The 24,315-nt window shown below is 59.5% G+C and carries 29 protein-coding genes and 1 pseudogene; 15 read left to right on the forward strand and 15 right to left on the reverse strand.

Annotated features, from left to right (window positions below):
• Window positions 1-17: 17 nt before the first annotated feature.
• The 3 genes and pseudogenes from tam to QA646_RS02970 form a co-directional block, all read right to left on the reverse strand.
• Window positions 18-788 carry a trans-aconitate 2-methyltransferase gene (gene tam / locus QA646_RS02960; protein WP_283057499.1) on the reverse strand — a complete coding sequence of 257 codons (771 nt, stop codon included), beginning with the start codon at window positions 786-788 and terminating at the stop codon, window positions 18-20.
• 134 nt (window positions 789-922) lie between these two features.
• A pseudogene (locus QA646_RS02965) lies at window positions 923-1,063 on the reverse strand (type II toxin-antitoxin system VapC family toxin); the annotation flags it as partial.
• Between the two features lies 1 nt (window position 1,064).
• Window positions 1,065-2,105: a zinc-dependent alcohol dehydrogenase family protein gene (locus tag QA646_RS02970; protein WP_283058953.1), complete on the reverse strand. Its 1,041-nt coding sequence runs from the start codon at window positions 2,103-2,105 to the stop codon at window positions 1,065-1,067.
• Window positions 2,106-2,313: 208 nt separating this feature from the next.
• Here QA646_RS02970 and QA646_RS02975 point away from each other — a divergent pair, with 208 nt between their 5' ends.
• Window positions 2,314-3,201 (forward strand): branched-chain amino acid aminotransferase, encoded by an 888-nt coding sequence (locus QA646_RS02975; RefSeq protein WP_283057500.1) that lies wholly within the window; start codon window positions 2,314-2,316, stop codon window positions 3,199-3,201.
• 180 nt (window positions 3,202-3,381) lie between these two features.
• On the opposite strand, the gene QA646_RS02980 is transcribed toward QA646_RS02975, so the two are convergent.
• The 3 genes from QA646_RS02980 to QA646_RS02990 form a co-directional block, all read right to left on the reverse strand.
• On the reverse strand, window positions 3,382-4,674 hold the full coding sequence (locus QA646_RS02980) for an MFS transporter (protein WP_283057501.1): 1,293 nt from the start codon (window positions 4,672-4,674) through the stop codon (window positions 3,382-3,384).
• A complete protein-coding gene (locus QA646_RS02985) occupies window positions 4,671-5,363 on the reverse strand; it encodes a YbhB/YbcL family Raf kinase inhibitor-like protein (protein WP_283057502.1) in 693 nt (230 codons plus the stop codon). Before QA646_RS02985 ends, QA646_RS02980 begins: the two co-directional genes overlap by 4 nt.
• Before the next feature lie 107 nt (window positions 5,364-5,470).
• Window positions 5,471-6,283: a helix-turn-helix domain-containing protein gene (locus tag QA646_RS02990; protein ID WP_283057504.1), complete on the reverse strand. Its 813-nt coding sequence runs from the start codon at window positions 6,281-6,283 to the stop codon at window positions 5,471-5,473.
• Between the two features lie 183 nt (window positions 6,284-6,466).
• Between QA646_RS02990 and QA646_RS02995 the strand changes: the two genes are divergently transcribed.
• Complete coding sequence (locus QA646_RS02995; protein ID WP_283057505.1) at window positions 6,467-6,811, forward strand: nuclear transport factor 2 family protein; 345 nt, start codon at window positions 6,467-6,469, stop codon at window positions 6,809-6,811.
• A gap of 42 nt (window positions 6,812-6,853) precedes the next feature.
• Here the strand turns inward: QA646_RS02995 and QA646_RS03000 are convergent, their stop codons facing one another.
• Both QA646_RS03000 and QA646_RS03005 read right to left on the reverse strand, forming a co-directional pair.
• Window positions 6,854-7,360, reverse strand: coding sequence for a hypothetical protein (locus tag QA646_RS03000; protein ID WP_283057506.1), 507 nt, complete (start codon window positions 7,358-7,360; stop codon window positions 6,854-6,856).
• Window positions 7,361-7,524: 164 nt separating this feature from the next.
• Window positions 7,525-8,175: an aspartate/glutamate racemase family protein gene (locus QA646_RS03005; protein WP_283057509.1), complete on the reverse strand. Its 651-nt coding sequence runs from the start codon at window positions 8,173-8,175 to the stop codon at window positions 7,525-7,527.
• 285 nt (window positions 8,176-8,460) lie between these two features.
• Here QA646_RS03005 and QA646_RS03010 point away from each other — a divergent pair, with 285 nt between their 5' ends.
• The 3 genes from QA646_RS03010 (at window position 8,461) to QA646_RS03020 (ending at window position 10,602) form a co-directional block, all read left to right on the forward strand.
• Complete coding sequence (locus QA646_RS03010) at window positions 8,461-9,063, forward strand: superoxide dismutase (protein ID WP_283057510.1); 603 nt, start codon at window positions 8,461-8,463, stop codon at window positions 9,061-9,063.
• 106 nt (window positions 9,064-9,169) lie between these two features.
• Complete coding sequence (locus tag QA646_RS03015; protein WP_283057511.1) at window positions 9,170-10,024, forward strand: metallophosphoesterase; 855 nt, start codon at window positions 9,170-9,172, stop codon at window positions 10,022-10,024.
• Between the two features lie 68 nt (window positions 10,025-10,092).
• The gene (locus tag QA646_RS03020) at window positions 10,093-10,602 is read left to right on the forward strand and encodes an anthrone oxygenase family protein (RefSeq protein WP_283057512.1); all 510 of its coding nucleotides are present in this window, start codon (window positions 10,093-10,095) and stop codon (window positions 10,600-10,602) included.
• Window positions 10,603-10,679: 77 nt separating this feature from the next.
• Here QA646_RS03020 and QA646_RS03025 read toward each other — a convergent pair whose 3' ends face one another.
• Window positions 10,680-11,381 carry a YafY family protein gene (locus tag QA646_RS03025; RefSeq protein WP_283057513.1) on the reverse strand — a complete coding sequence of 234 codons (702 nt, stop codon included), beginning with the start codon at window positions 11,379-11,381 and terminating at the stop codon, window positions 10,680-10,682.
• A 128-nt stretch (window positions 11,382-11,509) separates the two neighbouring features.
• Here QA646_RS03025 and QA646_RS03030 point away from each other — a divergent pair, with 128 nt between their 5' ends.
• The 4 genes from QA646_RS03030 (at window position 11,510) to QA646_RS03045 (ending at window position 13,872) form a co-directional block, all read left to right on the forward strand.
• Window positions 11,510-12,145 (forward strand): LysE family translocator, encoded by a 636-nt coding sequence (locus QA646_RS03030; protein WP_283057514.1) that lies wholly within the window; start codon window positions 11,510-11,512, stop codon window positions 12,143-12,145.
• Window positions 12,142-12,294, forward strand: a complete 153-nt coding sequence (locus QA646_RS03035) for a hypothetical protein (protein ID WP_283057515.1) — start codon at window positions 12,142-12,144, stop codon at window positions 12,292-12,294. The genes QA646_RS03030 and QA646_RS03035 overlap by 4 nt, the downstream gene beginning before the upstream one ends.
• Window positions 12,295-12,305: 11 nt before the next feature.
• Window positions 12,306-12,749 (forward strand): cytochrome c, encoded by a 444-nt coding sequence (locus tag QA646_RS03040; protein WP_283057517.1) that lies wholly within the window; start codon window positions 12,306-12,308, stop codon window positions 12,747-12,749.
• A gap of 208 nt (window positions 12,750-12,957) precedes the next feature.
• Window positions 12,958-13,872, forward strand: coding sequence for a cytochrome c (locus tag QA646_RS03045; protein WP_283057519.1), 915 nt, complete (start codon window positions 12,958-12,960; stop codon window positions 13,870-13,872).
• Between the two features lie 15 nt (window positions 13,873-13,887).
• Here QA646_RS03045 and QA646_RS03050 read toward each other — a convergent pair whose 3' ends face one another.
• The gene (locus QA646_RS03050; protein ID WP_283057521.1) at window positions 13,888-14,667 is read right to left on the reverse strand and encodes a class I SAM-dependent methyltransferase; all 780 of its coding nucleotides are present in this window, start codon (window positions 14,665-14,667) and stop codon (window positions 13,888-13,890) included.
• Window positions 14,668-14,783: 116 nt separating this feature from the next.
• Here QA646_RS03050 and QA646_RS03055 point away from each other — a divergent pair, with 116 nt between their 5' ends.
• Entirely contained in the window at window positions 14,784-15,401 is a 618-nt protein-coding gene (locus tag QA646_RS03055) for a C39 family peptidase (RefSeq protein ID WP_283058955.1), read from the forward strand.
• Between the two features lie 37 nt (window positions 15,402-15,438).
• Here QA646_RS03055 and QA646_RS03060 read toward each other — a convergent pair whose 3' ends face one another.
• Window positions 15,439-15,927 (reverse strand): GNAT family N-acetyltransferase, encoded by a 489-nt coding sequence (locus tag QA646_RS03060; protein WP_283057522.1) that lies wholly within the window; start codon window positions 15,925-15,927, stop codon window positions 15,439-15,441.
• A gap of 340 nt (window positions 15,928-16,267) precedes the next feature.
• Between QA646_RS03060 and dmeR the strand changes: the two genes are divergently transcribed.
• From dmeR to bla, 3 genes are all read left to right on the forward strand, one after another.
• Entirely contained in the window at window positions 16,268-16,540 is a 273-nt protein-coding gene (gene dmeR / locus QA646_RS03065) for a Ni(II)/Co(II)-sensing transcriptional repressor DmeR (protein ID WP_283057525.1), read from the forward strand.
• A gap of 37 nt (window positions 16,541-16,577) precedes the next feature.
• Window positions 16,578-17,555 carry a CDF family Co(II)/Ni(II) efflux transporter DmeF gene (dmeF, locus tag QA646_RS03070; RefSeq protein WP_283057526.1) on the forward strand — a complete coding sequence of 326 codons (978 nt, stop codon included), beginning with the start codon at window positions 16,578-16,580 and terminating at the stop codon, window positions 17,553-17,555.
• An 85-nt stretch (window positions 17,556-17,640) separates the two neighbouring features.
• Window positions 17,641-18,666 carry a class A beta-lactamase gene (gene bla, locus QA646_RS03075; RefSeq protein ID WP_283057527.1) on the forward strand — a complete coding sequence of 342 codons (1,026 nt, stop codon included), beginning with the start codon at window positions 17,641-17,643 and terminating at the stop codon, window positions 18,664-18,666.
• Between the two features lie 90 nt (window positions 18,667-18,756).
• Here bla and QA646_RS03080 read toward each other — a convergent pair whose 3' ends face one another.
• Together QA646_RS03080 and QA646_RS03085 are read right to left on the reverse strand one after the other, a co-directional pair.
• Complete coding sequence (locus QA646_RS03080) at window positions 18,757-19,284, reverse strand: hypothetical protein (RefSeq protein ID WP_283057528.1); 528 nt, start codon at window positions 19,282-19,284, stop codon at window positions 18,757-18,759.
• A gap of 73 nt (window positions 19,285-19,357) precedes the next feature.
• On the reverse strand, window positions 19,358-20,866 hold the full coding sequence (locus QA646_RS03085) for a protein adenylyltransferase SelO (protein ID WP_283057530.1): 1,509 nt from the start codon (window positions 20,864-20,866) through the stop codon (window positions 19,358-19,360).
• 103 nt (window positions 20,867-20,969) lie between these two features.
• Here QA646_RS03085 and QA646_RS03090 point away from each other — a divergent pair, with 103 nt between their 5' ends.
• Window positions 20,970-21,230, forward strand: a complete 261-nt coding sequence (locus QA646_RS03090; RefSeq protein WP_283057535.1) for a type II toxin-antitoxin system ParD family antitoxin — start codon at window positions 20,970-20,972, stop codon at window positions 21,228-21,230.
• 3 nt (window positions 21,231-21,233) lie between these two features.
• Window positions 21,234-21,545, forward strand: coding sequence for a type II toxin-antitoxin system RelE/ParE family toxin (locus QA646_RS03095; protein WP_283057537.1), 312 nt, complete (start codon window positions 21,234-21,236; stop codon window positions 21,543-21,545).
• Here the strand turns inward: QA646_RS03095 and QA646_RS03100 are convergent.
• Together QA646_RS03100 and QA646_RS03105 are read right to left on the reverse strand one after the other, a co-directional pair.
• Window positions 21,542-22,063 carry a DUF1697 domain-containing protein gene (locus QA646_RS03100; protein WP_283057538.1) on the reverse strand — a complete coding sequence of 174 codons (522 nt, stop codon included), beginning with the start codon at window positions 22,061-22,063 and terminating at the stop codon, window positions 21,542-21,544. The genes QA646_RS03095 and QA646_RS03100 overlap by 4 nt on opposite strands.
• A 23-nt stretch (window positions 22,064-22,086) precedes the next feature.
• Entirely contained in the window at window positions 22,087-24,180 is a 2,094-nt protein-coding gene (locus QA646_RS03105) for a S9 family peptidase (protein WP_283057539.1), read from the reverse strand.
• Window positions 24,181-24,315 lie beyond the last annotated feature (135 nt).

Here is a 24,315-nt window from a genome sequence, read left to right on the forward strand (position 1 = left end):
AAATGCTATATGGGGTCTTACTTCTTCACGGCGATCATGAACAGCCGCGGAAACCGCAGCAGGACCTTGCCGTCCACCAAGGGCGGATAGGCCTTTTCGATGCGCGCGAGATAATCCGCCGCAAAAGCATCGCGATGTTCGGCGCCGGCATGATCGAGATAGGGTCGCAAGCCTGTACCCTTGACCCATTCGACGATGGCGGCGGCATTTTCCAATGGGTGATTGTAGTTGGTGTGCCAGAGGTCGACGCGTGCGGACTTGCCGATCAGCCGGTTATAATAGACCGAGGGCGAGGGGAGGGGGCTACGGCGCACGCTCTTCTTCGCAAAAGCATCGCTCCATGGCCCGTTTTTCGCGGTCTCCTCCATCATCATGTGGCTGAGTTCGGTCAGATTGTCCGGCATCTGGATGGCGAGCACGCCGCCCGGCTTAAGCGCATCCATCAGCCGCTCGAAAATATCGAGATGATCAGGCAGCCATTGGAAGACGGCGTTGGCAAAGAGCAGATCGAGAGGTTCCTCCGGCTGCCAAACGGCAAGATCGGCCTTGAGAAACTCCGTGCCGGGCATGCGCTTGTGGGCCGCCTCCAGCATGTTCGCGTCGCTATCGAGGCCGGAGACGCCGGCGGCACCGTAGCGCTCGACAATGAGCTCCGTCGAATTGCCAGGCCCGCAGCCAAGATCGATAGCGCGATCTATGTGCTCCAACGGCACCTGCGCCAGCAGGTCGCGCGCCGGGCGCGTGCGCTCATCCTCGAACTTCACATATTGGCCGGCAGACCACGCCATGATCCTATCCTCTTCATCAGATTGCATCTTGTAGACTTTGCGCCGTCAAGTTTGAGCACTTCGAAGGCGAGATCGCCAGAGGCGAAATTCTCGCCCTCGTGCGGCAAATGGCCCGGCTCAGGCTGTCGTTGAAATTAGGCCAAATCCGTTTGAGAGAAATCCGATTCCTTGTATAGCAAGGGCACGCCCTGAGCCTTGGCACAGGCATAGGATAGGCAATCTGCAAGGTTGAGCTGTGCGGGATGACCTCTGCCTTTGCCGTAGTCGGACACTGCATCAAAATCGTGTAATTACGCTGATCCCCGTGCCTTCCGCTTTGTCCAGCGCCATTAGTGCCGGCACGGCCTCTTCCAGGCTGATTTTGCGGCCGATCAGTTTTTGCGGGGCGATTTTGCCGGCGGCAAGCATGTCTAGCATGGCGTCGTAACGCCAGGCCTGCATGCCGTGGCTGCCGTAGATTTCCAGTTCATGGCCGATCACCTGCGCCATCGGAATCTGCGGTGCGGCATGCTCGCCGAGCATCAGGCCGACCTGCACATGCCGGCCGCGCCGTCGCAGATTCTTGATGGAGTTGAAGCAGGTGACGGGATGGCCGAGCGCATCGATCGACACATGCGCGCCGCCCTTGGTGAGCTCGCGCACGGCTTCGGTGACATCGGCAACGCCAGCCGCATTGATCGCCGCCACCGCGCCGCATTCCCGCGCGAAGGCCAGCTTCTCGTCGGAAATATCGATGGCGATGGCATTCGCGCCGAGCGCGCTCGCGATCATGATAGCAGAGAGGCCGACGCCGCCGCAGCCGTGCACCGCGATCCATTCGCCCGGACGGGTCCTGGCCTGGTCGGCAACGGCGCGAAAGGACGTGGCGAAACGGCAGCCGAGGCTCGCCGCCGTCGCGTCGTCGATCGTTTCCGGCAAGTGCACCAGATTGGTGTCGGCATAATCGATCGCCACATATTCGGCGAAGGACCCCCAATGGGTGAAGCCGGGCTGGAATTGGTTCGGGCAGACCTGCTGGTTGCCGGAGTGGCATTCGGCGCAATGGCCGCAGCCCGAAACGAAGGGCACGGTGACGCGATCGCCAATCTTGAAGCGGACGACGCCCTGGCCAGCTGCCACCACCTTGCCGGCCAGTTCATGGCCGGGCACATGCGGCAGGCTGATGTCGGGGTCATGACCCATCCAGCCGTGCCAATCGCTGCGGCAAAGCCCGCTCGCACCGACGGCGATGACGACGCCGTCCTCGCTGGGAGTGGGGTCGGGAAGAGTACGAATCTCGGGCACGGCCTCGAAGGCCTCGTAATACATAGCTTTCATCGGAAACTCACCCATCCTGCCGCATTTGGTATGGCCCATCATTTTTCCTGATTCATCCATTCGTCAAGCTGTTGTTTCGGCGCATGAAAATTGCGCGGGGAATGCAGCTTCCGGCGCTTTGTTGCGAATGGATTTCGGGCCGCAATTTCTCCTTGACCCTCAGGTTGTGCGGGGATTTGCTTCTTGCCGCTTTCAGGAGGAAATGATCATGGCTGTCGATACATCCCCCCGCACCACAACTTGGACCCATGTCGATGGAGAATGGCTCACCGGCAATCCGCCGCTGATCGGCCCGACCTCGCATGCCATGTGGCTTGGCTCGACCGTCTTCGACGGCGCGCGCTGGTTCGGCGGTATCGCGCCTGATCTCGACCTTCATTGCCAACGCATCAACCGTTCCGCGCTCGCCATGGGGCTGAAGCCGCTCAAGACGGCGGAGGAAATCGAAGCGCTTGCCTGGGAGGGCGTGAAGAAATTCGATGGCAAGACGCCGATTTATATCAAGCCAATGTATTGGGGCGAACACGGCTCGGCGGGCAGCATCGTCGCCGTCGATGCGGAATCGACCCGTTTTGCACTCTGCCTGTTCGAAGCGCCGTTGGGTGGCCATGGCGGCGTGACGTTGACCGTCTCGCCCTTCCGCCGCCCCTCGCCGGAAACCGCAATGACCGACGCCAAAGCCGGCTCGCTTTATCCGAACAGCGGCCGCATGATCGTGGAAGCGAAGAAGCGCGGTTTCGACAATGCGCTGGTGCGGGATATGAACGGCAATGTCGCCGAGACTGCCTCCTCCAACGTTTTCATGGTGAAGGACGGCATTGTCTACACGCCGGTTGCCAACCGTACCTTTCTCGCCGGCATCACCCGCGCCCGCGTCATGGGTCTGTTGCGCCAGGAAGGATTCGACGTGCGCGAGGAGACGCTGTCGGTCGAGCAATTCATGGCCGCCGACGAGATCTTCACAACCGGCAACTACTCCAAGGTCGTTTCGGTCAACCGCCTCGATGACCGCGAATTCCAGCAAGGTCCGGTCGCCCGCAAGGCGTTGGAACTTTATATGGACTGGGCCTATGGGCGTAGCGCCAGCGAAGAGTGAAAGCGGCGGAAATAGTTAAATTAGACGATGCGAAGATAGATTTATGATAAAATAAGGTCGGCCGGCGAAAGCTATTGAGGAGGCCGCCATGAAAATATCTCTTCCGCCTTCTGTCTATCTCTTCGACTATTACAGGCTGTTTTTGCAGCTCTGTGTTATCGCGGCGACGGGGTTCGTCATCTATTCGATGTTATTCGGGTTTACGTGGTGATGTCGGACTGAGTTGAAGTTGCGGCCCCTATCAGGCCGCTTCTCCCTTCGGGCTGACCACCAGCAATAGATCGCGCCGATCGCCAGCAGTACGCAGGTTCCGAGGAATACGGCCCGCATGCCGATATGGCCGCCGACGAAGCCGCCCATGACGGGGCCGGCCACCTGACCGACATATTGGGAGGAAATCGAAAGACCGAGGATTCCTCCAGCCGCCGCGTCCGGTACGTTGAGACGGATGACGGCGGTGATGCAGGGCAGGAGCCCGCCAAGCGCGATGCCCATCAGGAAGCGCAGCACAACGAGTTGCCAGGCCGAGGTCACGAAAGCCTGCGGAATCAGCAGCAGCGCAGCGGCCGCGAGCGCCGCCGTAATCACCGTCCAATGGCCAATGCGATCGGCAAGCTTGCCGAGCCATGAGGCCGAGAGGATGCTGCCAAGGGCCGCAGCGGCCATGACCACGCCCGAAATCATCGTGACATGCGCGCCGGCGACGAACTGGGCGACATAGACGGTAATGATCGGCTCAATCGACATATTGGCGAGCATCAGCAGCAGGCCGATCGTCAACATGGCGATGGCAGGCCGTTTGTCTGATATGGAAGCCCAACTGCCACGCGCTTTCGCAGCTTTCTTTCGCGCCGGCGATTTCTCTTCCTTGATCAGGAAGGTGGTCGCCAAGAAGGTGAAGAAGATCACGCCGCCGGCGAGCAGGAAGGTGCCGCGAATGCCGATGACGGGCGGCAGTGCGCCGCCGATCAGCGGTCCGACCAGATTGCCGGCCATGATCCCCGAAGACAAGACGCCAAGCGCCCAGGCCGAACGATGTTTCGGCGTCTGGGTCGCCACCAGCACCATCGAGCCCGACGCATAACCCCCGGCAAGCCCGGTGAACAGGCGCAGCGCCACCAATTGCCAGACGCTGCCCGCCATTCCCATCAACGAAATCGCCACCGTCATGCCGAGGCTCGCGCGCACCAGCATCAGCTTGCGGCCATAGATATCGCCGAGCCGGCCCCAGAGCGGCGCGACGAAGGCGGCGGCAAAGAAGGTGGCACCATAGGCGATGCCGGACCATTGTACGATTGCCGCCTTGTCGGTGACGCCAAGCTCCTCGACGTAGAGCGGCAGGAAGGGAAGCAACAGCGTCATCGCTACAATGGTGGTGAAGGAGCCGATGAGGCAGATGATCAGATTCCGCATCCAATAGGCGGTTTCCGGTTCGGCCGGCGCGGCGGCATCCCATCTTGTCTCAACAGTCATTTCTTGGCCTTTGCATTCAACGTATAAAATAATTCCTGGCTGCCTGACGCGAGGATATGCCCCTTTGCTGCAGCCAGTAGGTCGGCGCGGGTGAAGAGATCGGGAAGATTGAGCCGGTCGACATCCAGAGCGTAGACGGTGAGGTGATAGCTATGGACCCGTTCGTCGTTCCAGGGCGGGCACGCGCCCATATAGCCCCCATGTGGGCCATTCTTCAGGGAGCCGCCGCCTGCGCCATTCTGTCCTCGCCGGCCGTGGGCGGTGCGCTCGAGCGGCAATCCGGCCTCCGGAGAACCATCGCCATCGGCGCCTTCGGGAAGTTTGGTCAGCGAAACCGGGATATCGGCGAGCACCCAATGGACGAATTCGATCCGTTTGAAGCTCTTGGGGATGGTCTTGTCACCCCTGTTGAACAACGAGAAATCGGCCGGCACGTCGGGGTCGACCATGGTCAGCGCATAGGAACGTGTGCCTTTCGGGCCCTTTGACCACGACAGCGCCGGGCTCTTGTTCGGCCCGGGAGCGGACTTGCCGTCCGCCGTGGCGATACAGGAGGCGTTTTCGGGCAGCAACATACGGCCGTCGCTCTTTTCGAAGGTGACCTTGAGATCGGCGGCGACGGCAGGCGCGCCGGCTGTAAGTGCTGCGGCAACGGTGATCGCACCGAGGAAATGTGTCATATTTTGCATGGTCTTGCCCCTTCGCGTTTTAGCTCCTTCGAGCATTCATGGCTGGGTCTAACAGATCGTCTTGGTACTCCGGCGTACGTAAACGCTCAAACTTCGTCCGAAAACGCTCAACCGTTGCGCAGCCGTTCGGCAAAGCGCCGTGGAGAGCGATAGCCGGTGGCAAGGGCTGCCTCGCGCAGTGACAATCCATCTTCGGTCAGCAGCGTGGTCGCGAGCGCCAGACGTTCGCTTGCCATAACGTCACGCAGCGACGAGCCTTCCTGCGACAAACGGCGCCGTAATGTCGCGTTGCTGGTGCCGAGCTCGGCGGCGATGAGATCGGCGGTCCAGGCGCGGTCCGGCTGCCAGCGCACCAGCGCGCGCACGGCCTCGGCCGTTGTTTCGGGCGAAGCGGGCAGGGCGCCGCGCATGCCGAGCACCATCAGCACCTCCATTAGCCGATGCTCGATCAGGGGAGCCGGCAATTCACCGGAAGCGATGCCTTCGCCGGCATGGTGGATGGCCGCGGCAAGCACTGGATCGAGTGGCAGATAGATCTGCGACGCGCCGCGCTTAGGCGGAAAGCTCCTGACGGCGCGACGCACGAGCTCGTCCGGAAAACTGATGAAGATGGCACGATAGACGCCGCTCTGCGGATCGGGATCGTTGACGACATCGCCGCGCCAGCCGGCCGGCAATACCAGCACCGTACCGGCCGGAAAGCGCAGATGCCGCCCCATGCTCAGCACATCCTTGCAGCCTTCGACGAGAACGACGATCGATAGCTGGGAAAAGGTCGACCCGGCAATGCGCTCGCGCTGCCGGGTTACGAAGGTGAAGAGTGTGGAATAGTTCTTTTCGTCGGCCGGCATTGCGGCCGGACGATTGTCTTTTCCCGCCAGACGGCGCAACTTTTCTAGTATCTGATGAGCCTCCGGCATGGCGATGGCTTCCTGCTGATGTCGAGTATGACAATCTGGACCACGTCACCGGCGATGCCAAGTCTGCAAAGCGCCTTGTCGGTTCTGTCGCATCATGATATAAACTGATTGCATTTTGCAATCGGATTGCCGGCGGCGAAATCGATATCCTAAGCGGCCCCCGGATAAAGAGGAGATGCCATCATGAGCACTCTTGATACTGCCCGCTGCGACACCGTGCGTCGGCTATATGCCGCCTATGTCGCCCAACATCCCGATGTCGTGCGACCGATGTTGACCAGCGATTTTACCTTTTCCAGCCCGCGCGACGATCACATCGATCGCGACCGATATTTCAAGCATTGCTGGCCGAAGGAGAAGGTCTTCCGCGCCATTCATATCGAACATCTCGTGCCGGACCGCGATGAGGTGATCGTCGGTTATCGCGCCGAAAAGATGGACGGAGACAGCTTTCGCAATGTGGAGGTGATCCGCTTTACCGGTGACAGGATCGCCGAGGTGAACGTCTATTTCGGGCGCAATGTCTAGGAGATAGTGGGCCAGGCCGAAAAAGCCGGCCCTTTGTTTGGACTACGCTCTCGCCCGGGATAGCGCGCGACCGCGATGGATCGTCCAGGCTTGCAGGAGACTGCCGGAGGCGAAAAGAATCAGCCAGACGAGCAAGGCCACTTGTACCGGCGGCGAATCCGGACCATTGCCGATCGGATGAGACGGCGGCAGCCGCGAGAGCGTCTCGTTGATGCCGGGAACCCAGAGCAGGAAATAGGTCAAGGACAGGCCGAACGCCTTCAGATAGGCCCGCAGCCGACCGAGAAAGCTCAACCTCTCCGCCAAAATTGCGGCTGACGCCACCAGCAGAGCCATGATGCCGAGCGCATGTCCCGGATTGAACCCGCCTGTTGACGAAAGTCCGAAGGCGGTCACTACCGACAGCACCAAGCCACCAAGATAGATCTGTCCCGATCGTCTCTCGGGCTGGATGCCGCCATGCCTGGCAAAGCTGTAGAGCCCTGCAACGATCGGGACCAAGCTGATGGCAGTGTGGAGTTCGCCGAGCAAAGAAAGAGGGGCGGGCATAATAGTTCCTTTGTGTATCGACTAGCAGGTAGCTTTTGAGGGGCGAGCGATGGACGCTTCCTCGCTCTCATATGGCACGCTTAACCTACTAGTTGGTAGGCTGTCAATAGCTGAACACCTGCCTTCAATCTATCTTGAAGCTGCAAGTCGGGCAGTGTCTTGGTTCAGCTTGCGATCATTACTGTCATTGCCGCCTCCAATGCCGCGGTCGGACCGCTCATCGGCCGCGCATATTCGTCGCCCAACAATGCCGCCGCATCGGTCATCGATGCCTGTGCAAAGGCTACCGTCCTAGCCCCTTCGCGATAGGCTATCTCCGATGCTTCGGCGATCCTTGCCAAATAAGCTTTCTGTTCTCCGGCCCGGAATAGCGCCCATGCCCCGTCAATCAGGCGGACATCAATTTTGGCGTCCGTGGTCCTGGCTGCTTCTTCGAACAGCCGAGTGGTGGGAGCGATGGTCGTCTCGGTGGTGCAGAGCACGGTAACTTTGCCGCCGGCTTTCACGGCATTTTCCGCGAGCACGCCGTCGGCCCTGATAACCGGGACTTCGGAGGCGTCTACTGCCAGCGAGGCCGCAGGGCCAAGGGTCGAGCAATTGAGCACGACCACATCTGAATTCTTTGCAAGCTGTTGCAGGACGGCGGCTGTTTCCGCCTCGATCTCCGGCGTCAGTGCGCCTGCCCGTTCGGCGGCAAAGAGGAGATCGGCACGGACATGGTGATGAAGAGCTCCAGACGGAAGACCGAGCTTCCTCGCGGCGTCTTCATAGATGGCGATATTACTTTCGGCGGTGTGCAGGCAGGCTATTTTCACGGAGGCGATCTCGCTGAAGCCGCCCAAGGGCGACGATACGCTGAACTTAGCCTCTGACGATCCGATTGTCGACGCGTGTCGCACCGCAGATCGCGGTCGCTGATCCCATACGTTAGAAGGCGCAAAAATTCCCGCGAAGGATGCAGGCGATATATGTTGAAATAGCGGGTAAATTTTCCTTTAGTCCGCTATTTTTTGGCATGCCGCCGGTTGCCCTTCACACCGTCCCCTCCTATGTTCCCGATCACCTGCCGACGCAATTTTTTGCCAAGAGGAGATAAGACCATGGCTTTCGAATTGCCTGAACTTCCCTATGATTACGAAGCGCTTTCCCCCTTGATGTCGCGTGAAACCCTCGAGTTTCACCATGACAAGCACCACAAGGCCTATGTCGACAATGGCAACAAGCTGGCGGCCGAAGCGGGCCTTGCCGATCTCTCTCTCGAAGATGTCGTGAAGAAGTCCTTCGGCACCAATGCCGGTCTCTTCAACAATGCTGCCCAGCACTACAACCACATCCACTTCTGGAAGTGGATGAAGAAGGGCGGCGGCGGCAACAAGCTGCCGGGCAAGCTCGAAACAGCCTTCAATTCCGATCTCGGCGGCTATGACAAGTTCAAGGCCGATTTCGCCGCTGCCGGCGCCACCCAGTTCGGCTCCGGCTGGGCATGGGTTTCCGTCAAGAACGGCAAGCTCGAAATCTCCAAGACCCCGAACGGCGAAAACCCGCTCGTTCACGGCGCCACGCCGATCCTCGGGGTCGACGTATGGGAACACTCCTATTACATCGATTACCGCAATCTGCGTCCCAAATACCTCGAGGCCTTTATCGACAGCCTGATCAACTGGGACTACGTCCTGGAACGCTACGAAGCCGCCACGAAGTAAGTTTTCCAGTCTCGGCTTGCTTTCACACCCGGCGCTGCCATAGCGTCGGGTGTTTTCGTATCTAACAACGTCTTGTCGTCATCAGCCACTTTCTCAGCGAGGCCGCATGCCGTCTCAATCCGCTCCGCTCTTTCGTTTCGGCGTTATCGCCGATCCGCAATATGCCGCCCTGGAGCCCAACCTTGCGCTTGATCGCTACCCCGCCAATAGCCTTGCCAAGCTGAGAGAGGCCATTGCGGAATTCAATCGGCACGACCTCGCCTTCGTCGTCACGCTTGGCGATATCATCGATGGCGGCTGGGAGAGTTTCGATGCGATATTGCCGGTCTACGAGACCTTGCGGCACGCGCGGCATTTTCTGCTCGGCAATCACGATTTTGCTGTCGCGAGCCAGCATTTGACGGAAGTCGCAAGCCGCGTCGGCATGCCGTCGGCCTATTATGACTTTGTTCATGCCGGCTATCGTTTCATCGCACTTGACGGCAATGAGGTCAGCCTCTTCGCGCCGCCGGAGGGCGATCCGCGCCGGGCGGAGGCCAAGATGCTGATGAAGGCATTGTATCAGATTGGTGCGCTGAACTCGCACCGCTGGAATGCTGCCGTCAGCGATACGCAACATGCCTGGCTCGCCGCCAAACTAGGCGATGCGAAAGTCGCCGGCGAGAAGGTAGTCGTCATGAACCACTACCCGATCTTTCCGGAGAATTCGCATAACGCGTTCGACAGCGAAAGGATGCTGATGTTGCTCGCCGAACATGATCATGTCGTCGCCTATCTCTGCGGCCATAACCATGCCGGCAATTTCGGGGTAGCCGACGGCACCTATTTCATCAATTTTAAAGGCATGGTCGACACCGAAGACAGCAATTCCTATGCGATTGTCTCGATTTACGAGGATCGGTTGGAAATTGAAGGATTCGGACGTGAGGAGAGCAGGGTGCTGCCACTGCAGGGCGCTTGAGCAGCCCTATAGGGAACGATCCGCACCAATGAAAGTTTAGGAAGCGAGGCTGCTGTGAGGCGAGGCCGATGTTTCCGATATTGCAAATTCTGACGATCTTAGTCGTCGCAGTCGCCATGGCGCTGGCACTGGCGCATGTGCTGGAGCTGCCGGGCAAGATGCGACTGTCGAAAGAGGACTATCTGACGGTCCAGCGGATTTATTATCCTGGTTTTACGATCGGTGGCGTCACGGAGCCGATCGGCGCTCTCCTGCTTCTGCTTCTCCTGTTCCTGACTCCAGCCAATACGATCGCATTCTGGCTGTTTGCTGCCGCCTTTGCTGCGATGGTCGTCATGCACGCCGTCTTTTGGTTGGTGACGCAGCCGGTAAACAATTTCTGGCTCAAAGATATCGAGCTGAAAGGGTTGGGCGCGGGTTTCTTTTCTCATGATCCATTTGGCGGCCGCCATACGGAGGCCGCCGTCAAACCGGACTGGACCATGCTCCGAGACCGCTGGGAATGGTCGCATGCCGCACGCGCCGCTTTGGGATTGTTGGCATTCATTCTGTTGGTGACCGCGGTCGCCCTGCAGTGAAGTTCAAGCCCCGACACTGGCCAGGACGCTGTTCCGATTGCATGCTGGCCTAGCCCATTCCACCGCCATCCGCATCATCAGCGGGCGTTGGCCTGAGCGTTGACTTCCCACCCATTCACCCAAACCTGCCTCAGCCCATCGCCTTCGCCCTTGAACCATCGTCCCGTCGCCTCGCAGCCTTCAATCCGGTCGCTACGGAAATTGCGGATAGCCTGGCGCAACTCGCACCAGGCGACGATATTGGCGGTCTCGGAATAGTAGATGAGGGCGATGGGGCGGATGATCCGCTCGGTGGCGCGGCCGAGTTCGTCGCGGTAGGAGAGATCGAGTTTTTCCTCGTCGCGAATGGCACGGCGCACTAGAGCGAGATCGATGGCAGCGGCCGAGGGTGCTGCAAAGCCCCAAGCGTGCAGGGCATTGGCGTCGAGTGTCTGGCGAAGCGGCGGCGGCACCGCGCCTGCGATCTTGGAACTCACGCGCTTGGCTGCGAGCTTCAGCTCCCTGTCCCCCGTGCGCTCCAAGAGCGCCAGCGAGAGCACGATCGCCTCCATTTCCTCGATTGAAAACATCAGCGGCGGCAGGTCGAAGCCGGGGCGCAGGACATAGCCGATACCGCGCCCGCCTTCGATCGGCACGCGCATGGCTTGCAGCGCCACGATGTCGCGATAGACGGAGCGCACCGTCACCTCCAGCCGCTCGGCGATGACCGCCGCCGTCACCGGCTTTTTCGCCAGCCGCAGGATCTGGATGATCTCGAACAGGCGCGACGCCTTGCGCATTTCACCCTCGCGATTTGAAGGCTCCTGACAATACCCTGTCAGTTGGAATGATCTATAAAACTGCCTACCGAGTTGAAAATCAACAGATTCATCTGCGACGCTTTCGCAGGCAACGATAGGCAACTGACATGGAATACAGCGAAAACCTCTGGCTCTTCTTTCTCCTTCTCTTCGGCATCATCATCGTGCCGGGCATGGATATGCTCTTCGTGCTCGCCAATGCGCTCACCGGTGGCCGCAACAGGGGATTGGCCGCCACCGGCGGCATCATGCTCGGCGGCGCGGTGCATTCGCTGAACGGCGCGCTTGGCGTCGGTCTACTGATGCATTTCGTACCGATCCTCTTCAATCCGCTGCTCCTTGCCGGCGCCGCCTACATGGCCTTCATCGGCATTACACTGATGCGCAGCTCGATCACCGTCGGCCACGACGGACCGGCTGGCAGCCGTTCCGCCTGGCGGGCCTTCCGTCAGGGGGCGGTTACCTGCCTGATGAATCCCAAGGCCTACCTCTTCATGTTCGCTGTCTATCCGCAGTTTCTGAAGCCGGATTACGGCCCGATCTGGATACAGGCAACCATTATGGGCCTCATGACTATCGCGACGCAATTTGCCGTCTATGGCGGGCTTGCGGTCACCGCCGGCCGCAGTCGCGATCTGCTGGTCGCCAATCCCACGGCGACTGCTTTTGCCGGCCGGGTCGCCGGGTTGCTGCTGTTCGCGGTTTCGGTCTTTACCGTCTGGGAAGGATGGAAGGTGGCGTGATTCTCGGCGCAAAATCCGGTACATATCTCGAATATGACGCTGATTTTGCTCAGCTCTCACCATTTTGTGACTTCATTGCCGGCGTGGAAACCGGCAAACATGTGGGCCGTGACAACGCGCCGGCCGCATTTGCGGTCCTGATCACGTAGGAGAGAGATATATGAAATGGAAAGCGATTTTGGCTGCGACGGTTTTGGCCGGCGTCGCCTTTGGTTCCGTTATTGCCGCCGATGGCACACATGATTCCCGTATAGCCGTAATGAAGAAGGTCGGCGGTGCTGCGGGCGCTCTCGGCGCCATTGCCAAGGGCACCAAGCCCTATGACGCCGAGGTCGTCAAGGCAGCACTGCAGACGATCGCCGAGAACGCCAAGGCTTTCCCGGAGCATTTTGGTCCGAACAGCGACAAGACCGATGCCGAGGTCAATCCAAAGATCTGGGATAACTTCGATGACTTCAAGGCCAAGGCTGCTAAGCTTTCCGACAACGCCGAGGTCGCGCTTGCGCAGCTCCCGGCCGATCCGGCTGGCGTAGGCGCCACGTTGAAGACTTTGGGCAGCGATTGCGGCGCTTGTCATCAGGCCTACCGCGTCAAGAAGGACTAAGCGGTCGGCGGCATCGTCGGAAAATCGAATCAAGCATCCGCATCGGCCTTGCCGCCGGTGCGGATTTTAATGCATGTCGCGCAAAAGTGTGCGACGGTTTTGCGAAAACGACATGCAAAAACAAGGAGCTAAAGCATGGGAGCGAATCTGAAAGATCGCGACGAGCTTTAGTATTTCTCGATGCACGCTGAATACGGGAGTGCGAGGCATGGTTGCGCGATTTGTCCGGTGGCTTCTCTGTCTTATCGGTCTCGTCATCTTCGGCTTGGGCACCTTCTATGTCGTCACTGCGCCATCACCTTTGCCGGCCAGCCATTGGGCGAATTTGGGCGAGCCCGATATCAAGAACGGTGAACAGGTGTTCTGGGCCGGCGGCTGCACGAGCTGTCATGCCGCGCCGGGCGCCAAGGGAGACGCCAAGCTGGTCCTGTCAGGTGGCCTGGCGCTGAACAGTCCCTTTGGCACCTTCCATGTCCCCAATATCTCGCCGGATGAAAAGGCCGGCCTTGGCGGTTGGACGCTTGCGGAGTTCGGCAATGCGATGAAACGCGGCGTCGGCAAGGACGGCGAGCACCTCTATCCGGCGTTTCCCTACGGCTCCTATACACGCATGAGTGACAAGGACATCAACGACCTCTGGGGTTTCCTGAAGACTTTACCGAAGAGCAGCAACGTCGCACCACCGCATGAACTGCCGTTCCCCTTCGATATCAGACTGACAGTCGGCGGCTGGAAATTCCTCTATTTCAACGATCAGCCGCGCGTGGTCATCGCCAATGCCGACGACAAGATCAAGCGCGGCCAGTATCTGGTGGAAGGTCCCGGCCATTGCGGCGAGTGCCACACCCCGCGCGACGGGCTCGGCGGCTTCGTCAGGGACCAGTGGCTGGCCGGCGCTCCGAACCCGGAAGGCAAGGGCCGCATCCCCGACATCACCCCCGGCTCGAAGTCAATGGGTAGCTGGAGTGCTGGCGACATCGCCAACTACCTGGAGACCGGCTTCACCCCCGATTTCGATTCCGTCGGCGGCTCGATGACCGAAGTCCAGCAGAACATAGCGCGCCTGCCGGCCTCGGACTGTGATGCGATCGCGGCCTACCTGAAGGCGGTGCCGGCGCGGTGAGAAGCGGGCGGCTGGCTACTTCTCTCGCCGCCGCTTTGCCATGTAGAGGTGAGTTTCATAGCGAAGCTCGAACTCTCCGCCATGCATGACGATAACCTCCGCAATCGCAGCAAGCAGAGTTTCCCTTTGTTCGTCCGCTAGAAGCCGATGGCTTGATAGCGTGCGCAGCAGGTCGGTGTAGCTGTCAGCACTATGCATCTGGCTCCAGGGATAGCATCGGTGCGTTGCTGGTTCGAAATATTCGGACTCGCCGAGCAGTTCCGCGAAGGCCCCGTCCGGCAGGTACCATGCTTCCACCGGCGGACTGGAGAGCGATGGCGCATATTGTGAATAGAGACGGGCGAATTCCGCGGCGAGCGGGGATGACGGCGGCATGGGTACATTTCCAAAGACGGCGAGCGTGCCACCCGGCGCGAGCTGTTCGGCAGTCTTGGCAAACCGGACGTCCGGTGCAACCCAGTGAAAGGATTGGGCCGCCATTACAAGCTTGAACGTTTCAGGCTTGCCTGGCCACGCCTCAAAGGTGGTTTCCGCGAAACGTATATTGGGGAATTCAGAGAGATTTTTTCGCGCGATGCCGATCAGTTCCTTGCCGGGTTCAAGCGCAAGGACGGAAAAACCGCGAAGTGCAAAGCCCTGTGTTGCTTGTCCCGTACCGCAGCCGATCTCAAGGATCGTATCTCTCCCGCCCAAACCGGCAAACGCGGCGATGTTATCAAAGATCAGCTCGGGATAGGTCGGGCGAGCTTCGCCATAGAGGGCCGCCACTCCATCAAAAGTGAATCGCTGTTCCAAGGTCAATCCCGCCTGTGGTCCAGTATGAGAGGCCATATTTCTAGCGCATTCCGATTGAACTTTACAGCGCAACCAATTTCGGTTGCAGGGACGGGGAGTGGGCGATCATGGACGGAATGGCAGAGCGCGGGATTCCTTATTTCAGCCAGTGGGAGACGCCCGATATGACGCTGGCCGTGCTGGCGGAAGGGGCGCAGAAAGCGTTGCTGAAAGACCCGCTTTGGGCAGGCTCGGGAGCGGGGGATGTCGAGGACTATGCCCGTTGGGCCGGCAATCTCTGCGGTATGGCCTGCCTGAAAATGGTTCTTGCCGCGCGTACGGGCAAAATCGTGCCGACCGTGGATCTCGCATTGGCATGCAAGGACTATGGCGGCTATGTCGAAGAGCCGGATGGCAAGATCAAGGGGCTGATCTATGCGCCCTTCGTTCCCTTCGTCAAAGACCGGTTCGGTCTGAACGCCAAGGTCGTCACCGGGATTTCGGTCGGAGATATCGGCGATATTCTCCAGCAATGCGAATTCTTCATCGCGTCCGTTCATCATTCGATCCGTTGGCCGGATACAGAGCCGCCGTCGAAGGGCGGACATCTTGTCCTGGTGACCGCGGCTAACTCAGACATGATCCGTTTCCACAATCCTTCCGGTCACGAGGCTGCGACGCGCGAAAACGTGGAAATGCCGCTGGCAACATTTGACCGGTTTTTCGCCGGTCGCGGGATCGCCATCGATCGCTGACGATAGGAAGGTCAACGGCGATCCCGGCGAGCCGTTCTCATGCAAGCGCCTGCAGATAGCGCATGCCGGTGACCGGGCGCGGCTTGAAATCCATTTGTTCGTAGAAGCGATGCGCCTGGACATTGCCAGTCGCGGCGCTGACGGAGAGATAGCCGCAGCCGGCCTTGCGGGCGATGTCGCGAGCGCGGTCGACAAGATGCTGGCCGATGCCATGGCCGCGATGGCCGTCGCGCACGAAGAGATGATGCAGGTCCATGCCGCGTTGACCTTCCTGTGCCCGGTAGAGCGGTACGAGGATGGCGTAGCCGATCAGCCCGCTCTCACCTTCCGCCACCAGCGCCGTGATCCACGGTACCGGGCCGAAGAGATCGCGTTCAAGCTGTTCCGGGGTCGCGGCCGAGGGATCGCCATGATGAGCGGCGAGCAGCCGGATCATATCGTTCAACTCCGGCAAATCGCGCGGATGCGCATTGCGGATGGTGATGACAGGCGGGCGGAGAAGTGAGATTTCGCTATCGTCCAGCATGAGGTTCTGCGTCCTTTTTCGAATATGCCGTCAGGACGCTGCCGATACAACAAAGCCGCCTGACGGCGGCTTGTTGACAATATGATCTGTCCCGGCCGCCCCTTACAGGTACAGCCAAAAATACGAGCGATTATGGAGCGCGTGCGTGATCATGGGCGCATAGATGGTCTGGAATGGCGGATTTGTCAATGGGGAGAGTCGATGCTTACCTCCCACGGGCCAGATCCGACAGGGTCACCATGGGCACGCGTCAGTCTATCGCACCCGTTCATCGCTGAGGGCGGGTTTTCTTTTAGCGGAAATAATACTATACCCCCCTATATTATAAAATGAGGCCGACATGTCCCATACCGTCCGAGAGCAAGCCAAGCTTCTTTCCCGCATCCGTCGCCTCAAGGGGCAGATGGAGGCGGTGGAGAGGGCGTTGGAAGCTGAGCGGCCCTGTGGGGAAATCTTGCAGCTTCTCGCTTCCATCCGCGGCGCCCTGACCGGGCTGACCGGCGAGATACTGGAAGATCACCTGCAGGAGCATGTGCTCCAAGCCGAAAGCGAGCAGGCTCGCCGCCAGGCGGTCGATGAAATATCCGATGTGCTGAAGACCTATCTGCGCTGATCAGAGGCTTTGGGAAATCCAACGGGAGACTGATGTCATGAGTACTTCTTCGGATGCGTTGACGCACAGCCACGTATTCCTGGGCTCCGATCATCGCCGCAACGAACGTCGCGTCTGGCTGGTCATCGCGCTGACGACGGTGATGATGGTGATCGAAATCGGCGCCGGTACGCTGTACGGCTCGATGGCGCTGGTTGCCGATGGCTGGCACATGTCGACGCATGCCAGCGCTTTGCTGATTTCTGCGTTGGCCTATCTTTATGCCCGTCGCCATGCTCACAACGCGCGCTTCACCTTCGGCACCGGTAAGCTCGGCGATCTCGCCGGCTTCGCCAGTGCTATCATCCTCGCTATGATCGCATTGTTGATGGCCTGGGAAAGCTTGCTGCGATTGCAGAATCCGGTGGCGATCAATTTTCACGAAGCGATCGCCATCGCCGTGGTCGGCCTTCTCGTCAATCTCGTCAGCGCCTGGCTGCTGCGCGACGATCACGATCACCACCATCATGGGCATTCCCACGTGCACGGACATGATCATCATCATCACCATGCGCACGACCATCATCATGACCATGATCATGGCGGCAAGGACAACAATCTGCGCTCAGCCTACCTGCACGTCATCGCCGATGCCATGACCTCGGTTCTGGCAATCGTCGCGCTTCTGCTCGGCAGCCGCTTCGGCTGGACTTTTCTCGATCCGCTGATGGGCATTGTCGGCGGCCTGGTGATCCTGCAATGGTCTTTGAGCCTTCTGCGTGCCTCGGGAGCAACCCTGCTCGATTTCATCCCGCCGGGTGAAGACTTGCCGAACGAAATCCGAGAGGTCATCGAAACGGACGCCGACCGCATCACCGATCTGCATGTCTGGCAGGTCGGCCCCGGCCATCATGCGGCAATCGTCGCAGTGGTAACGCCAGAGTCGCGCGATCCTGCCTTCTACAAGGCGCGGCTGGCCGATATTCACGAACTGTCGCACGTCACCGTTGAAGTCACGATCAAAAAAGCAGCGTAACATCTGATGGAAACCGGGTGCGTCAGAGGCTTGCCATATTCCTCGCTTAGCTCAGAATCCGGCTGATTCCGCTGGAGGCTTTCATATGCCCACACCGCTTACCCGCCGCCGCCTCTTGGCAGGCTCGGCGCTGCTTTTCCCCGCCCTGACATTTGGCCCCGAAACCCTCTTTGCGCAGAATGCCAGCGCCAACAAGAGCCCGGACGCAACAGCTCCTGCGCCCGACACGTCCGATACCCAGAATAATTCCGCGGCACCTGACGACAGTCAGGACATGGAAGACGAGCAGGGTCCCGACAATTCTCAGCTCACGGATGATGCTGACAAGCAATTGGCGGATCTGGAAAAGAAGACGGGCGGTCGCCTCGGTGTTTCGGTGCTGGATACCGAGACCAATATTTCGCTTGGGTACCGCGAAGCGGAGCGGTTTGCCTTGTGCAGCACCTATAAGGCGCTTGCGGTCGGTTTCGTTCTCGCCCGCGTCGATCAGGGGGTCGAAAAGCTCGACCGCCGCGTCACCTATGGCAAGGATGTTGTCGTCACCTATTCGCCGGAGACCGAAAAGCATGCCGGCACCGACGGCATGACGATTGCCCAACTCTGCGGTGCGGCAATCACGTTGAGCGACAACACTGCCGGCAATCTGCTGCTTGACAGCTTCGGCGGTCCGGCGGCGCTGACCGCATGGCTGCGTACGACCGGCGACACCGAAACCCGGCTTGATCGCAAGGAGCCCGACGTCAATCAGGCAATCAAGGACGACCCTCGCGACACCACGACGCCGGATTCCATGCTGGATACGATCGGTCTTCTGACGCTCGGCAACACGCTCTCCGAAACCTCGCGCGATCAATTGACGAACTGGCTGGCCAACAACACCACTGGCAATGCCCGCCTGCGCGCCGGCTTGCCGAACGAATGGAAGGTTGGCGACAAGACCGGTACCGGTCAGAACGGCTCTTATGCGGACGTCGCTGTCATCTGGCCTCCCGACCGCGGCCCGATCCTCGTCACTGCCTTTGTCGGTGAAGCAACCGCATCTGCAAAGGATATCGAAGCCGTCTTCGCCGAAGTCGGAAAGATCATTGCGGGCATGGTGGGGATAAAATAACAGCGTCTTGGAATGTGACTCATAAAATCAAGGCGATAGGATTTCGACGTGAATCGGGATCGTATCGCCTTCATGTCATTTCGAGGACGCTCAAGCGATGGTTAAGGCAGCGGCGGCACTATCCGTTTCATCACTGTCGCCGGCTTGACTGTCGATGCCGAGCTGCTGCTTCACTAGTTTGGCGATCTCATCGTTAATCGCCTTCTGCTGGTCGACAGGCAACTTGCGGAAGGACTCCTCCGTCAAGTTGTGCTGCTCCAGGTATTGAGCGCGGATCTTTTCCGCTGGCGTCATGTGGGCCAGCTTGGTGAACTCGTCCACGATATCCTGACTGGACGAATCGCTCGACGAATCCGAACCGTTGATGCTGGGAGCCGTGCCGTAGCTCTGATCGGCGTCGACATCCGATGTCGACGGCGCCGTCTCGCCGGTCTGGTTGAGCCAGAAGCCGGAGGATAAGGAGGAGGGGAGGCCGCTGAATGTGACCGAAGGCGCCCGTGTCTGCTGCTGATCGCTGTCGTCGGGCAGCATGAACGGGGTGCTGTCGTCAGAATCCGTATTCTGTTGGCTCTTTGTCGGGCTGCTGAAAAGGCTCTGGGTGCTATGATGAACTTTCATCGTCATGTCTCCCTATGGGTTGGCGCGACGATGACTCGGTAAACATGTCCAGGGCTTGTGTAGTAAGGCTCTCTTACGTTCCGCAGAATGTTTGCAGCACTCGTTCCGCCGGCTGCGGCGGTTCGGCATAGGGCGCGAAGGCGGGTTGGTCCTCATAGGGCTTTGCGAGCACCGTCAGTAGCGCCTCGAACAGTGAAAAATCCCCATCCTCGATCGCAGCTTCGATCGCCTGTTCGATTCGGTGGTTGCGTGGGATGAATGCCGGGTTCACGCTTCGCATCGCCTGCGCTCGTTCGGCCGGTGCTTGCGGATCGCGGCTCAGCCGCTCGCGCCAGCGTGCGAGCCACGGCTTGGTCGATTCCGGATCCTTGAAGGAAGCTGCAAAAGCCGTTTCATTGGCTTCGCTCTCGGCAAGCGCTGCAAGCCGCCGGAACGCCAAGGTGAAATCCGCCTCCTGCTGCTGCATCAGCGCCAGCAGCGCCTGGATCAGATCGAGATCGCCGTCTTCCTCGGCTACAAGGCCGATCTTGGCGCGCATGCCGGCAAGCCAAGGCGTTTGGAAACGCTCGCCATAGGCCTTGAGCACCGCATTTGCCAGGTCGACGGCCACGTCCTCCGACGGATCGATCAACGGCAGCAGCGTTTCACCGAGCCGGGCGATATTCCATTGGCCGATGCCGGGCTGGTTGGCATAGGCGTAACGGCCCTGCTGATCGATCGAAGAAAAGACGGTTGCCGCATTATAGTGGTCCATGAAGGCGCAGGGACCGTAGTCGATCGTCTCGCCGGAAATGGTCATATTGTCGGTATTCATCACGCCATGGATGAAGCCGACATGCAGCCAGCGGGCGATCAAGGCGGCCTGTCGATCGGATACGGCCTCCAACAGGGTAAGATAGCGGTTTTGTCGGTCCTTGATTTCAGGATAATGCCGGTCGATGACATAGTCGGCGAGGATGCGCACACTGTCTGTATCGCCGCGGGCCGCGAAGAACTGGAATGTGCCGACACGGATATGGCTTGCTGCGACGCGGGTGAAGACCGCGCCAGGCAGCACTCTCTCACGATAAACGGGTTCGCCGGTACTAACCGCCGCCAGTGCCCGCGTTGTCGGAATGCCGAGGGCGTGCATGGCTTCACTGACGATGTATTCGCGCAGGACCGGCCCGAGAGCCGCCCGGCCATCGCCGCGCCGTGAAAACCGTGTTTGTCCGGCGCCCTTGAGCTGAATATCGCGACGCTTGCCGCTGCGGTCGATGATTTCGCCGAGCAGGATCGCCCGTCCATCCCCGAGCTGCGGCACGAAGCCGCCGAACTGGTGACCGGCATAGGCCATCGCGATGGGCTCGGAACCCGGCAGCAGCTTATTGCCCGAGAAGATCGCCGCTCCATCCCGTTCCAGCGCCTCCGCATCGAGCCCGAGTTCACGGGCCAGTGCTGCGTTGAACTTGATCAACTGTGGCGCCGCGACCGGCGTCGGCGCCTGCTCCGCGAAAAATTGCGGCGGCAGGCGTGCATAACTGTTGTCGAACAGGGCCGGCGGTGCCTGAAGCACCGAATTGTCATGCGGAGAAGAGCTCATGCACCTAAGGTAGGGCTGGTGAGGACGCGGTGCAAGACGCTTGCCTGAAGTAGGAAATGATCCTACTTTATCCCACCTTTATATCTTGCACGAGGAGTTCGCCATGAACGAGAAACTGAGCATCTCGCTTCCTAGTGAAATGGTCGCGGCCATCAAGAGCCGCGTCGACGCCGGAGCTTACGCTTCCACGAGTGAGGTTCTACGTGCTGCTGTCCGCGTATGGCTGCGGGAGGAAGAGGAATACCAGGAACGGATCGCGGCAATCCGGCAGAAGGTCAAGGCATCTTTGGATGATCCGAGGCCGAATTTAAGCGGACACGAAGTCAAGCAGCGTCTCGATGCGTTTTTTGACAAGCGTCGCTAAGCCATGGAGCGATTTGCGGTCGAATACCGTCCAGAAGCCGTTGAAAACCTCCTCGACATCGCCGCTTATGTGTTCGAGCGAAGCCAAAATATCAAGACGAGTGAAGGATATCTCGATCGCATCTACAGGCGCTGCGAGAAAATCGGCGATGCTCCGTTTGGTGGGGTTGCTCGAGATGACTTGGGGCTTGGTATTCGCTTAGCCGTCTTCGAGAGGAGCATCGTTATTCTCTACATGGTCGAAGGCAGCACGGTCTGGATCACCAATATCTTTTCCGGCAGCCGAGACTATGAAACGCTTTTATCGGATCGTTAATCCGCCTCCATCTCCCGCGCCATCTCCGCCAACTTCCTCACCGTATTGAGATTCCGCGATGTCCCCGCCTTCAGCGCCGGCAGCTTCAGTTTCGAGCGTCCGGAGCCATCGGGGTAGTGGACGTAGATTTCTTTGTTCGCGACATGCACTTCTTCGCCGCCAGGTGCCAGCAGCTTTTCCAGAACATCGGCAGGTGCGGGTTCTGGAAGGAAGTTGACGAGCAGATAGTTCGGTTTGGCGTGCGGGAAGGGCGAACTGTCCGCGATGGCCTGCAGCTCCCGGCGGCTGCGCAGGAGCACGCCCGGCGATTTGCCCATTTTATGCGCTAGCGCCCCTTCCAGGTCCTTCTGCACGGTCGCCTCGTCCCTGTCCGAACGGAAGAGTACGTTGCCGCTTTGGATATAGGTCTTCACGTCGGTAAAGCCGATCTCCTCGCAAAGCGCTTTCAGCTCCGCCATCGGCAACGCGCCGGTGCCGCCGACATTGACGGCACGCAGCAAAGCGACATAGACCGACATCAGCTCCTCCTCCCGCGGTTTTGCTAGATCTTCCCAGCGACCTTGATGGCGAAGCCATATTCGAAGGCGATTTCTTCCAGGCGCTGGAAGCGACCCGATGCGCCGCCATGGCCGGCATCCATGTTGGTTTTCAGAAGGATCGGCGCATCGCCCGTGGTTTTGTCACGCAGCTTGGCAACCCACTTCGCCGGTTCCCAATAGGTGACGCGCGGATCGGTAAGGCCGCCGAGCGCCAGAATTGGCGGGTAAGGCTTCTCGCCGACGTTGTCATAAGGGCTGTAGGCGGCGATCTGCTCGTACTCTTCCTTGCTGTCGATCGGATTGCCCCATTCCGGCCATTCCGGCGGCGTCAGCGGCAGCGTGTCGTCGAGCATGGTGTTGAGCACATCGACGAAGGGTACGGCGGCGATGATGCCGGCGAATTTCTCCGGCGCCATGTTGGCGACGGCACCCATCAGCATGCCGCCAGCCGAGCCGCCCTCGGCGATGATCTTCGCGTAGGAGGTGAACTTCTCCTGATTCAGATAATCGGCTGCGGCGATGAAGTCCTTGAAGGTATTGGTCTTCTTGTCCATCTTGCCGTCTTCATACCAGGCAAAGCCCTTATCCTTGCCGCCGCGGATATGAGCAATGGCATAGATGAAGCCACGGTCGGCGAGCGACAGGCAATTGGTGTTGAAGCCGGCGGGAATGGTGATGCCGTAGGCGCCATAGCCGTAGAGCAGGCAAGGCGCGGAACCGTCGAGCGGCGTATCCTTGCGATAGAGCAGGGTCACCGGCACCTGTTCGCCGTCCCAGGCGGGAGCGAAGACGCGGCGGGTGACATAGTCGTCCGGATTGTGGCCTGACGGAACCTCCTGCGTCTTCAGCAAGGTGCGCTCGCGCGTCACCATGTTGTAATCATAGAGCTGGCTCGGCGTCGTCATGGAGGAATAGGAGAAGCGAATGACGTCGGTGTCGTATTCGGCCGCGCCTTGCAAACCAAGTGAATAGGCTTCCTCATCGAAGGCGATGGCATGTTCTTCGCCGCTGCGGCGATCGCGGACGATGATCCGCGGCAGGCCGTCCTTGCGTTCCAGCCAGATGAGATGACGGGCATAGGCCATGTGATTGAGGATCAAGGTACCGGGCTTGTGGGCCACGACATCGCGCCAGTTTTCTTTGGCCGGTTTGTCGACCGGCGTTTCCATGATCTTGAAATCCTTGGCATCGCCATCATTGGTGAGGATGTAGAAGACATCGCCGCCTTCCGCCATTTCATACTCGATGCCGGTGTCGCGCGCGGCCACCAGCTTCGGCTCGGCCAAGAGATCCGAGGTCGGAATGATGCGATACTCGCTGGTCTCGTGATCATGGATGTCGATGAAAATGTAGTCGTCGAGCAATGAGCCGCCGACACCCATGAAGAAACCGGAATCCTCCTCTTCATAGACCAGTCGGTCTTCCGATTGCGGTGTGCCGACGATGTGATGGAAGATTTTCGAAGGACGATGGTTCTCGTCCTGCAGCGTATAGAAGAAACTCTTGCCGTCAGGTGCCCAGACGCCGCCGCCGCCGGTATTCTCGATCACGTCGGCGAGGTCTTCGCCGGTTTCCAGATTGCGGACCTTCAGCGTGAAATATTCCGAGCCCTTGTCATCATAGCCCCAGATGCCATGGCTATGATCCGTGGAATGATCGATGCCGGAGAGGCGGAAATAGGATTTTCCCTCGTTTTCCTTGTCGCCATTGAGAAGGAGCTTGCGCTCGCCGCCATTGCGCGCCTCGCGGAAGTAGTGCGGCTGCTCGCCGCCGGTGACATAGAGCGTGCCGTAGGCATAGGGCCCGTCCTTGACCGGTACGGAGCTGTCGTCTTCCTTGATGCGGCCTTTCATTTCGGCAAAGAGCGCTTTCTGCAGCTCTTTCGTATCCGCCATGGCCGCGTTCATATAGGTGTTCTCAGCCTCTAGATGCGCGCGGATTTCGGGATCGAGGATCGATGTGTCCTTGAACATCGCCTGCCAATTGTCGGCGCGCAGCCAAGCGTAATCGTCGCTGCGGCTGATGCCGTGGCGCGTATCCGTGACTGATTTTTTTGCAGCGGCGGGCGGGGTGGGAAGGTTCTTGAATGCAGACACGAGCAGGCTTTCTCCGGGATCAAAGTCGGATACGAGGTGAAGAAGAGATAGAGGGCGCTTGCGCGCTGTTCAAGCAGCAATTACCCGCTCAAGCCTCGAGCAAGCGAATGACAATAAGCTGGGATCCAGTTGATG

Source organism: Rhizobium sp. CB3090, from assembly GCF_029714285.1.
Taxonomy (GTDB): domain Bacteria; phylum Pseudomonadota; class Alphaproteobacteria; order Rhizobiales; family Rhizobiaceae; genus Rhizobium.